The 12,039-nt window shown below is 33.9% G+C and carries 11 protein-coding genes; 10 read left to right on the top strand and 1 reads right to left on the bottom strand.

Features of this window, described 5'->3' with window-relative positions; all coding sequences use genetic code 11:
• Positions 1-11 precede the first annotated feature (11 nt).
• On the bottom strand, positions 12-278 hold the full coding sequence (locus KFQ09_RS08745) for a hypothetical protein (protein ID WP_255836218.1): 267 nt from the start codon (positions 276-278) through the stop codon (positions 12-14).
• A 118-nt stretch (positions 279-396) separates the two neighbouring features.
• Between KFQ09_RS08745 and KFQ09_RS08740 the strand changes: the two genes are divergently transcribed.
• The 10 genes from KFQ09_RS08740 (at position 397) to KFQ09_RS08695 (ending at position 12,018) form a co-directional block, all read left to right on the top strand.
• Positions 397-618, top strand: coding sequence for a hypothetical protein (locus KFQ09_RS08740; RefSeq protein WP_255836217.1), 222 nt, complete (start codon positions 397-399; stop codon positions 616-618).
• Between the two features lie 24 nt (positions 619-642).
• On the top strand, positions 643-1,635 hold the full coding sequence (locus tag KFQ09_RS08735) for a hypothetical protein (protein ID WP_255836216.1): 993 nt from the start codon (positions 643-645) through the stop codon (positions 1,633-1,635).
• 339 nt (positions 1,636-1,974) lie between these two features.
• On the top strand, positions 1,975-2,223 hold the full coding sequence (locus tag KFQ09_RS08730; RefSeq protein WP_255836215.1) for a JAB domain-containing protein: 249 nt from the start codon (positions 1,975-1,977) through the stop codon (positions 2,221-2,223).
• A 289-nt stretch (positions 2,224-2,512) separates the two neighbouring features.
• Positions 2,513-4,204: a type I restriction-modification system subunit M gene (locus KFQ09_RS08725; RefSeq protein ID WP_255836214.1), complete on the top strand. Its 1,692-nt coding sequence runs from the start codon at positions 2,513-2,515 to the stop codon at positions 4,202-4,204.
• A complete protein-coding gene (locus KFQ09_RS08720; protein ID WP_255836213.1) occupies positions 4,197-5,402 on the top strand; it encodes a restriction endonuclease subunit S in 1,206 nt (401 codons plus the stop codon). The genes KFQ09_RS08725 and KFQ09_RS08720 overlap by 8 nt, the downstream gene beginning before the upstream one ends.
• Positions 5,403-5,414: 12 nt before the next feature.
• Positions 5,415-8,633 (top strand): type I restriction endonuclease subunit R, encoded by a 3,219-nt coding sequence (locus tag KFQ09_RS08715; protein WP_255836211.1) that lies wholly within the window; start codon positions 5,415-5,417, stop codon positions 8,631-8,633.
• A gap of 397 nt (positions 8,634-9,030) precedes the next feature.
• Positions 9,031-9,555 (top strand): GNAT family N-acetyltransferase, encoded by a 525-nt coding sequence (locus tag KFQ09_RS08710; RefSeq protein ID WP_255836210.1) that lies wholly within the window; start codon positions 9,031-9,033, stop codon positions 9,553-9,555.
• 97 nt (positions 9,556-9,652) lie between these two features.
• Entirely contained in the window at positions 9,653-10,399 is a 747-nt protein-coding gene (locus KFQ09_RS08705; protein WP_255836208.1) for an amidohydrolase family protein, read from the top strand.
• Positions 10,400-10,435: 36 nt separating this feature from the next.
• Entirely contained in the window at positions 10,436-10,909 is a 474-nt protein-coding gene (locus KFQ09_RS08700) for a GNAT family N-acetyltransferase (protein WP_255836207.1), read from the top strand.
• Positions 10,910-11,019: 110 nt separating this feature from the next.
• Positions 11,020-12,018: a class A beta-lactamase-related serine hydrolase gene (locus KFQ09_RS08695; RefSeq protein ID WP_255836206.1), complete on the top strand. Its 999-nt coding sequence runs from the start codon at positions 11,020-11,022 to the stop codon at positions 12,016-12,018.
• The last annotated feature ends 21 nt before the right edge of the window (positions 12,019-12,039 follow it).

Genomic DNA, 12,039 nt, shown 5'->3' with positions numbered 1-12,039 from the left:
TGCTATTTATTTTAGAAGTTATTTTCTAAAACAAATATAAGACCTCGGATAGTATTATCCGCTTCATCAATCCCCTGGATTTCCAGCCTGCATTTTCCAAAAACGAGTGTAACAGTGTCTTCTCTGAGTTTCTCTCTGTAATCTTCAAGAAACTCAAGAGTATCCTCTACACTATTTTTGGTTAACTCGTTTTTGAAATCTTCCAAGAAATTATCAATGCTGATTATATTTGGATATGACCAGTGCATTGAAGACAAGTGATAACCTTTAGATAGCATTGGCGTTGCGCCTCCTTTCTTTAACTATCTCTATCATACTGGGAATAGTAAGCAGTTTATTGTAGAATATAATAGAAATGTGTTAATTTTTCTACATAGGTAAAAAGGAGTGTGTAATGTGATAAATTTTAAAAAATATATATATGAAAATATCGGAAGAAGGGTGAAAGAATTCAGATATAGAAAAAAGTATAATCGAATGGAATTTGTGTCATACTTTTTGGCTAATTTGGATGAGGAAGAAATAGGGTCTAGGCATCCGTTAAATGAGCAAAGTCTATCAAATATTGAAAATGTAAATGTATTAAAAGATAGAAATCCATATTTGCTGACAAAGTGACAATTAGACCTATTACCTGATTTTATGGGATGTTCTAAAAAGGAGTTAATATTTGGTGGTGATAAAGAAAGAGAGGATACTGTTAAGCTAATCATATTATCTATTATCATGAATGGAGCAACTTATAATAATAAGAAAAGTGGCAAAGAGGAATTTATTTATCCTCTAATTGATCTTAGAATTACACAAAAAGATTGCGACGAGGTATATAACGAACTAAAAAAACGGAAACCATTAGATAAAGCAAAGAAGGATGCCGAAGAATTAATAGAAAGGAATCTTGAAGAGTTCCGCCGACTGTCAGTGTATTTTGAGGGTTTCCTGGAACTTTTATTCAAAGACATTAATACGATAGAAGAAGAATCGAAACGATGGTTTGAAATAAATTATCCTTTTTTTGCAAATATAAAACACTTTAAAGGAATTCAGTATCTTATGAATGAAGCAGATCAAGAATTAGAATATCAATCTAATTTATTTATCAAATTACTAATAGGGAATAATAGATTTGCACAACTGTTTATGGAAGGGCTAACTAAAAGAGGTCACAATCAAATAACTGTTCCTGACTTTATTTTAAAAAAGGATAAAATAAATATTGATGATTTTATAAGCAACGCTGGTCAATTTGGTGGCTTAGCTGTAGATTTTAAAAATGCTGGATTTACTGTATTTGTAAAATCATTTACTGAAATGTGGGAAAGAAATAGTGCAATATTGATGGGTTATTTTAATAAAAAAATATTTAATATTGACTTGGGCAATCAGAATTTTAAAAATCTAGATGATGAATTTTTCCATGATATTATTACTTCAGATGAATTAAGCAAAATATTATATGACATTATAGAGATGGAAAAGTATGATATGGAAACAATGAAAGGGCACAATGCTTTTGAGCTCTATCTACAAGCGATAATAATTAAAAATGAAGTAGGCTTAGAAAAACTTCTTGTAAACAATCTATTTAAATATGTTACTAATATGCTAGAAATTCATAATAAATATAAAAAATGATGAATTTTTGTGAAGTTAAAATTTGAATGAATATGAAATAGTGCAAGTGCATAATACCCTTTTGAAATGGAAGTGGAATATTCGCAAGTTTTTTCCTTTTCAGCTCCCCTAATTATAATCTCCTATTTCGTCTGTAAAGCAGAGACGAATTATCGATTATGTAAAGGGTCTTCGTTCTTCGGGTGTTATGAGTCAGCCAAGTAGGATAAGGATTCGTAAGAAAGCAAATTTCGCTTTTAACGCACCCTAATTCATTGGGCTTCCCCAAAACATATACGAATCACTTGATAGCTTTGCTACTTACGCCACTTGACATTAATCGATGCGAAGATTCTCTATATGGAAACCATTTTAGAGGTTGTTCGCATTGAACAAATTATTCGAGAGGCAGAAGAAGGTGTTAATTACATTAATCGTAGTCCAGATGACGGAGCAAAGATAGCGTCTCGCTTTATTGGTCGTGATGATCGTGAAGTGTTTTTTGTTATTTATTTAAATACGGAAAATAATGTTATCGCAGTACTCGATCACTTAGTAGTAAATAGCGATAACAGTTTTACTAGCCTGAAAGAAAGAGGCTATATTTAAAAGAGAGAAACAACTCCCTTTTTTTCTTCAGGATATAATTGAGCAAGTCCTTTATATGATAGAATATAAATAGAAAGATAAGATATGGAATAATCAAAGGACCCAATGCTTTAGGGCTATATCTTCAAAACGTAGCAATTGTAAATCAAGTAGACCTTTTGGAGCTACAGGAAAATGATTTTGTTCATATAAATTAAAAGTTTTATACAAATAAATAATTCATTATGAACTATAAATTTTAGTAAGAATTGTTATTTGTATTGTTATTACCTTATAGGGGGAAATTGAATTGAAGCAAGATAGAATAAATGAGTTAAAGAAGAAACTGTGGGGTGTAGCAGATGAGCTTCGTGCTAATTCAGGTTTAAAAGCATCTGCATATTCTACACCGGTATTAGGACTAATCTTTCTAAAGTTCGCGGATAGTAAATTTGAACTATACAGAGAAGAAATTGAAGAAGAGTATGAAGCTTTAAAAGGCGGAAGACGTGAAAAGAATATAGAGGAAATTGCAATTGAGAAATGTGGATTTTATTTACCTGATCATTCGCGTTACGAGTATCTACTAAATCTTAGTGAAGAAGAAGACATTGCAAATAAAATAAAAGCAGCGATGGAAGGTATAGAAAAATATTCACCCGATTTTGTAGGCGTATTACCGAAAGACAGTTACCATGACTTGAGTTCAGATGATAATAACAAAATTTTAAACCGTTTATTAAGAAACTTCCATGACATTCCAACAGATGTCGATAATGATATATTCGGTGAAGTATACGAATACTTTCTAGGTGAATTTGCACTGGCAGAAGGTCAAGGTGGAGGAGAGTTCTATACACCAAGAAGCGTTGTTCGTTATATGGTAGAGGTATTACAACCATCGGAAGGGAAAGTTTTAGACCCTGCATGTGGTTCAGGTGGGATGTTTGTACAAACAGCACATTATGCAAATGAACATAAAGAAAAAAATGGTGGGACACCTTTAAATTTAAGGGCGTATGGTGTGGAACGAACAGGGGAAACAGTTAAGTTAGCAAAAATGAACTTATTTTTAAACAATATTCGTGGGGAAATAACAGAAGCGAACTCTTATTATGCAGATCCCTACGATTCTTTTGAAAACTTTGATTATGTGTTAGCTAATCCTCCGTTTAACGTAGATAATGTTGAATTAGACCTAGTAAAAGACCAAAAGAGGTTTAATACCTATGGTGTTCCTCAAACGAAGGGAAAGAAGCCAACAGTACCTAATGCAAACTATCTATGGATTAACCAGTTTGCGACTGCATTAAATGAAACAGGAAGAGCGGGACTTGTTATGGCAAACTCAGCTTCAGATGCAGGACATAGTGAAAGAGAAATTCGAAAGAGTTTAATAGAAGATGGTGTAATCTCGCAGATGGTTACCCTCCCTTCGAATATGTTTAGTACGGTAACGTTACCTGCTACATTATGGTTCTTTGATAAACAACAAAAAAAGAAAGATGAAATACTATTTATAGATGCTCGAAATATATTTACACAAATAAATCGAACTTTTAGAGAGTTCTCCGATGAACAAATAAAGAATCTATCTATTATTACGCGCTTATATGAAGGAGATTCTGCAAGCTTTTATGAATTAATAAAAGAGTATGAAGATAGTAGGGATCAATCAGAAGCAGGAGAAGAAAAAGAGTATTTCCAAAAGCAAATTGATTGGTTACTAGAACGATTTCCTAATGGAAAGTATCAAGATGTTATCGGCCTATGCAAAGTAGCAAACCTAGAAGGAGAAGACGGGATTATCGACCAAGATTATTCGCTTAACCCGGGAAGGTATGTAGGGGTTGTTATTGAAGATGATGGAATGACAGCCGAGGAGTTTAAAGCAAATTTAGCGGGATTAAATGATGAGTTGAAACTACTGAATGATGAAGCAAAAGTATTAGAAAAGAAAATTGAACGTAATTTAGATAGCTTGGTGATTGAATATGAGTGAGTGGAGAGAGGTTAGGTTTCAGGATGTAATTGAGTTTAACCCAAAAGTGAAATTAGAAAAAAACAAAGAATATCCCTATATCGGGATAGCTGATATAGACGAAAGTTCTTTCAATGTATTTGAAAAAAATAGGGAAGAATATATGGGACAGAGTTCTAGTAAATTTAAGTCTGGAGATGTGTTATTCTCTAGGATAACTCCTTGTTTGGAAAATAGAAAAATAGCGAGAGGTTTTTTGGGAAATTCAGACAAGGGATTTGGGTCTACAGAATTTTTCGTTTTTAGAGGAAAACAAAACAAAACATTAACTGAGTTTGTTAGTTATTTAGCTCAAACCGATAGTATTGTGTTACCGGCAATTAATAGTATGAGTGGGGCGAGTGGACGACAGAGAGCAGATAGTAATTTTATTAAAAAACTAAAAATAAATATTCCTGATTTGGAAGTTCAAGAAAAAATAGCAAACTTCCTTTCTACTTACGATGAACTAATTGAAAATAATAATCGTAGAATAGAAACCTTAGAGAAATTAGCCGAAGAAGTTTATAAAGAATGGTTTGTTCGAATGAGATTTCCTGGTTATGAAAATACTAAACTTGAAAAAGGTATTCCTGCAGGTTGGGAAGTAAAGAGAGTGAAAAGCCTTGGAGAAGTCATTACTGGGAAAACTCCTTCAACAAAAGTACTAGAATATTATGGTGGAGAGATAATGTTTATTAAAACACCTGATATGCACGGAAATGTATTTACAGCACAAACAGAAAGTTATTTGAGTAATGTAGGAAGTGAAAGCCAGGTTAATAAATTACTTCCCGAAGATTCTATAATGGTAAGTTGTATAGGTACTGGCGGGGTAGTTTCACTAAATATGTTTCCTGCTCACACCAATCAACAGATCAATTCTATAATACTAAAAGATTCTGTATTAAGAGAATGGGTTTTCTTTACTTTAAAGTCTATGAAAAAAACCATTGAACTGTTTGGGGCAACTGGAGCTACGATGACTAACTTAAGTAAGGGTAAATTTGAAGGGTTAAAAATATTATATCCGAGTAATAAATTATTAGTAGAATTTAATACGATAACAAAACCATTTTTGGAAAAAATAAAAATGATAATGTTATCTAACCAGAACTTAAAAAAACAAAGAGATCTCCTGTTACCGCGTTTGATGAACGGTACAATTGAGGTGAAGTAGAGGAGGGGTAGTATGCGGAAGATTATTACGGAAGATATGATTGAAAAGGCGTGTATTCAATCTTTAACGGATAAGGGTCAATATAAATGGATAGACGCAAATATTAATTCTACAAAAGTTTTTTCTTCTTTGAACGTATTAGAATATGAGGAAGACGGGACTGGTCGCTCTAATATTCAGGAAGTGGTCCTACCAGGAATTTTATATCAGAGTCTAAAGGATTTAAACCCCAATATTCCAGAGTATTTTCTGAGACAAGTTGTAGAAGAGTTCAGGATACCATTTTCGGATAAAGAGTTAGAAGTAATCAATTATGATAACTATAAAAAGTTAAAAAACGGTATTAGTGTACGGTTTGAAAAGAATGGTAAGAAGAAACACGAAACAATCCGAATACTGGATTATAATACTGTAACAAATAATACTTTTACAGTTGTCTCACAAATGTGGATTAAGGGAGAAACACAACACCGTAGACCAGATTTACTTCTATTTGTGAACGGACTACCATTAGTCTTTATCGAACTAAAGAATTCGGATATAAAGTTACGAACAGCTTATGAAAAGAACCTGAAAGATTATATTCGTGATATTCCGCAACTATTCCACTTTAACCAGTTTTGTGTACTGTCGAATGGAACAGAAACAAGAATTGGTAGTTATACAGCACACTATAATCACTTCTTTGAATGGTTAAGAGCTACAGAAGAGGATAAAGTAGATCGTAAGTTAATTCGGTCAGATGGAACAAGTATTGAATACCTTTTAGATAGTTTATTGCAACGTGGAACGTTACTAGACTATGTGGAAAACTTTATTTTATATGAGAACAAAAGAATGAAAATCCTAGCTAAAAACCATCAGTTCCTAGGTGTTAATAAAGCCATTAAACCATTTAAGAATCGTGAGAAATTGAATGGTAAACTAGGTGTATTTTGGCATACGCAAGGTAGTGGAAAATCTTATTCAATGGCGATGTTTATTAATAAGATTAATAGAAAAATGACAGGTAACTTCACATTTTTAATTGTTACTGACCGTCAAGATTTAGATGATCAACTTTATAAAAACTTTCTAAGAACGGAGACAGTCACTGAAGAAGAATCGGCTAAACCCAAAAATGGCGCTGCTTTAAGAAGCGATTTGCAAACGAACAAGCCGTTTTTATTTACACTAATACAAAAATTCCGCTATGACAAAGGGAAGAAATATCCATTATTATCAGATCGTGATGATATTGTTGTTATTGTAGATGAAGCACACCGTACGCAATACAAATCATTAGCAGAAAACATGAGGACGGCTTTACCTAATGCTCAATATATTGCTTTTACAGGGACCCCCTTGTTAGGTTCTAAACGTCTTACGAATCAATGGTTCGGAGATTATGTTAGTGAATATAACTTTGCCCAATCGATTGAAGATGGATCAACTGTACCTTTATATTACTCAAGAAGAGTGCCTGAAGTATGGTTAACAAATGACTTTTTGGAAGATGATTATTTAGAAATCATTGAAGATGAAAACCTGACTCCTGAAGAAGAGGAAAAGCTATCTAACTACTATTCGAAAACGAATGAAGTGTTAAAACGGGATGACCGATTAAATATAGTTGCAAAAGACATTGTTGAACATTTCCCTAACAGAGGATATTTAGGTAAAGCGATGGTTATATCGGTAGACAAATTCACTACTGTACGAATGTATGACAAAGTAAAGTATTACTGGAATGAAAAGTTAAAAGAATTATATCAAAAGCGTTCCATTGCTTCATCAAGAGAAGAACGAGAAAAACTTAATAATCAAATTAAATATATGCAACAATTAGAGATGGCTGTTGTTGTTAGTGAAGATGGCGATGATGATGAAAGGTTTAAAAATGAGGGTCTAGATTTTAAGAAACATCGTGAACGAATGAATCACATTGATGAAAATGGGCATGACATAGAAGACAATTTTAAAGATCCTAACCATCCATTATCACTTGTATTTGTTTGTGCCATGTGGTTAACAGGATTTGACGCACCAAATACCTCAATCATTTATTTAGATAAGCCGATGAAAAGTCATACGTTAATGCAAACAATTGCACGGATTAATAGAGTGTTTCCAGGAAAGAATTCTGGGTTAATTGTTGACTATCTAAACTTATTTAAATATATGAAGCAAGCTCTTGGTGATTATGCAAATCCTGATAATGATGATAACATGCCTGTGAAAAATATTGAGGAGCAAATAAAATTATTAGAAAATGTTATCCAAGAAACAATGGGATTTTGTAAACAGCTAAATATAAATTTAGATGCAATACTTCAAAGGAATGAAACGTTTGATCAGATTGATCTCTTTCAACAGTACACGAATATTTTATTGGATAAAGATGAATATCATGAGGAATTTAAGATATATGTAAATTTATGTAAGAACATATATGAAGCTTGTAAACCAGAAATTTTTGAATTCGATTGGAAAAATAATTATCTTCCGATTATATTTTATCTAGGTGATATGATTAAAGCATCTGTTAGAGATGAAAATATAGAGAGCGCAAAAATAGCACTTAGTAGAACGCTAGATTTAAGTGTACAATCAAGCTATGTTAATGAAGATGCTGGCGAAAATAAATACGAAATTACAACAATGAAAACATTAAATTTATCAGAAATAAATACAGATGATATTCGTCAAACAATAAAAGAGTCCCCTTATAAAAACATAGAGATTCAAGAGCTGAGATCATTTATTGAAGATAAATTGGATAAACTTTTAGAAGATAATAAAACTCGTACTAATTTTGTAGAGCGATATAAAGAATTAATCAATCGCTACAATGCTGGCAACTCGACAAATGAAGATTATTATGAAGACTTAGTTGATTTTGTAGATAATCTGAAGAAAGAAGACGAACGTCACGTAAGAGAAGGATTAACTGAGAAAGAACTAGAAATATATGACCTGTTAAAAAAGGATAAACTAACGAAAAAAGAAGAAGAAAAAGTAAAGTTATCTGCAAAGAGAATATACAAGTCTATTAAAAATGACCAAAGTAAAACGAATGTCATTGATTGGTATAAAGATGAACAACCAAGACAAGCGGTTAAATTTGAAGTTGAAGAAATCTTAGATGATACATTACCAGATAGCTACGATAAAGAAATGTTTAATTTAAAAACAGAAGTTATTATGACTCATTTAATGGAAGAAGCTATGATGGGAAGTGCCGTCTCTTAGTTAGTATTTAAAGTGAAATTAGTAAAGCGAGAATTCAATAATATAATTTAACAATGTATTCAACTAGCATCATTTTGGTTCAAATTGGTTCAAGTAATATCATTTTCAATCCTATTTCATACTCTTTTATCCAAATAACAATTCCCAAAACGTTGATATAAATGGATTTAAGTGGATTCAATATACTTGAAATTGATAAGTATATTTCTCAAAACGTTAATCAATTTTATATTGTATGGACGTTTTACAAAGGTTTGTACAGACAAACCCTATATGAAAAGCATCAGCATCTTGCTGGTGCTTTTTTTATTTGTGTTTTTTTCTGTCTGGAAACATATAAAATAGGATCATAGTCAGGTTTTTGTTTAAAAAATGATGTTAAAGGGGGATGGCATTTATGAATCTAACGACAGAAAGATGTCTCATTCGACCGTTTATTGAGGATGATTGGCAGGATGTCTATACATATACATCTGATCTAGCGGTGATGAAGTATATGCCAGAAGGTGTTTTTTCTAAAGAAGAGGCGCGGGATTTTGTCAAAAATAATCGTCTTGAGACGGCCAAGAATTTTGCTGTTCTATTAAAAGAAGATCATACATGCATCGGGCATATCGTGTTTCATCCTTACTTTGGTGAGCACACATATGAAATTGGCTGGGTCTTCAATTCTGCATATCAAAACAAAGGCTATGCTTCTGAAGCGGCGTATGCTGTCCTACATCATGGTTTTCACACAATAAATTTACATCGAATCATTGCCACTTGTCAGCCTGAAAATGTGCCATCGTGGAGAGTGATGGAGAAAATGGGGATGAGGAGAGAGGGATATTTTAAAAAATGTATACCACAAGGAAATGAGTGGTGGGATGAGTTTTATTATGCCATCTTACAAGAGGAATGGTTTGTAAAGAAGGATTAATAAGTTTTTATAATATGAAGTGATTCATCATCACGAATATTCTCTGGCTTTTTTAATTGATATAATCAGGTCAAATAAGCAGAAGAGGGGCGTGGGCATGAGGATCTTTGATGCACATTTTCATATCATTGATTTTGATTTTCCTATTCAAGAAAACCAAGGATATACACCGCCGATTTATGTGGTGAATGATTATAGGAGAGAGACGGCTGATTTGGGGATTGTAGGTGGAGCGATTGTGTCAGGGTCATTTCAGGGTTTTGATCAAGGCTATTTGTTGAAAGCACTAGATGAAATGGGACCGGCTTTTTGCGGTGTGACACAATTACCTTTTACAGCAACTGACGATGAGATTGTTCATTTGGATCAACATGGGGTCAAGGCTTTACGTTTTAATGTGAAGCGGGGCGGTTCGGAGGATATTTCGAAGCTCGATTATTTTGCGAGAAGGGTGTATGAGCTGGCTGGGTGGCATAGTGAGATTTACATAGACGCTAAGTATCTCCCTGACATCTCATCAACGCTTGAACAGCTGCCGGCCGTTTCCATTGATCATCTAGGCTTATCTGAAGAAGGTTTGCCGCATTTGCTCAAGCTGGTTGAAAAAGGGGTTCGAGTGAAAGCAACAGGTTTTGGACGCGTTGATTTAAACGTGGAACATGCGTTGACATCAATTTATCAAACGAATCCTGATGCACTGATGTTTGGTACAGACCTTCCATCTACAAGAGCGAAACGTCCATTTGAATACGGTGATATTGAATTGATTCAACATCTTTTTGATGAGGAAGCAGCGGATAAAATTTTATATGAAAACGCTGTTAATTGGTATTTTGGCGAATGAATAAAAGTTTCCATTCCATTATAGGGGGTGTGTTCATTGAATCTGAATCAATTGACATTTAGAGAAGCCGTCCAAGGAGACCTCGACAAAATCGTTTTGATGCTTTCAGATGACAAATTAGGCCAAAACAGAGAACGCTACACTCGTCCATTATTAGAAAGCTACCTCAATGCCTTTCATTCGATCGAAGCGGATCCCAATAATGAATTAATCGTCGCTTGTGATCGGGAAGAGGTAGTCGGTGTTCTCCAATTAACAATGATTCCATTTCTAACGTATCAAGGTGGATGGAGAGCTTCAATAGAAGGAGTTCGTACAGCCATGACTCATAGAGGAAGAGGAATTGGCACATTGTTGATCAAACGGGCTATTCAACGCGCAAGTGACCGCGGTTGTCATATGATTCAGCTGACAACAGACAAACAGAGGCCAGAAGCACGCCGTTTTTACGAAAAGTTGGGATTTGAAGCTACGCATGATGGGATGAAACTGCATCTTCTTCGTAAATAAACACACCAAGAAGCAAAGGTATTCACAACCCTTTGCTTTTTTGTGCCTTTGTTTCAAATTTTTGTTATATTGGAGACGAGAATCTATAGTGGTTTGGAAAGGAGAAACATTTGAAGAAAACAAAAGAGGATCTTTTGATATTTGTCAGGAAAAACAAAAAGAACGTATCAGTAACAATTATTGAAAATGAAGATGTGGTATTAGAATGGAATGGTAATCAAAAAACACCACTTGCAAGTACGATGAAATTAATGGTTTTGTTTCATTTTGTTAAAGCTGTATCCAGCGGTGACATCAAGCTAAATGAAAAAGTGGCATTGTCTGATATAGAGCGGTTTTATATTGATAGAACCGATGGCGGTGCTCACACATACTGGCTAGAGGTCAACGATTTTTCTGAGCATGCAACTTTATTAGATGTTGCCAAAGGGATGATGCAATTCAGTTCGAATGCTTGTACTGATTATTTGATTGACCTGCTGGGCTTAGAGAAGATCAATAATCAGATGAAACAAGCAGGTCTTACAGAACATGATGAACTCATGCCGCTGACACCCAAGGTGTTGTGGCCAGCCTATGTATCTGATCATGAGCAGGATGCATTAAAGCAAATAAGCGATGTAACTGATGAACAATACAAATCTCTGATGTTTGAGATTTTTCATATCATGAAGAATGACCCGGAGCATAAAAAGGCGTTAGAAGAAAAATTGATGAAAAAGAACTTGTTAAGCTTGCGTATTCAATCTTTACTGACGCAAAAGATGACAAGGTCTACAACGAATCAATATGCACATTTTATGAAACGTCTACAGGATGAGCTGTTAACAACAGAAGAAAAGCGTCTTTTTAGCCAAATTGTGCTGGGAGAAATATTGAAGACGGAAACAGATCAATATATTTGGTATAAAGGTGGATCGACGTTGTTTGTTGTCACTGCTGCTTTATATCGAAAAACGGATACATCAACTATATCGATTTCTCTATTCATCAATGACCTGAAAGCGGAGAATTCTCACTGGATGGGGGAAGTGTTCGATGAATTTATACTTACCATAGTAGCAGATCAAAACTTTCGACAACGATTGATTCAAGCTTTTACTACATAATTATCAAAAAACAGAGGGTGA

This window comes from Bacillus sp. FS02 (assembly GCF_024398395.1).
GTDB classification, from domain to species: Bacteria; Bacillota; Bacilli; order Bacillales; family Bacillaceae; genus Bacillus; species Bacillus altitudinis.
The sequence above is the reverse complement of the archived record's forward strand: the minus strand, read 5'-3'. Positions and strand labels throughout refer to the sequence as shown.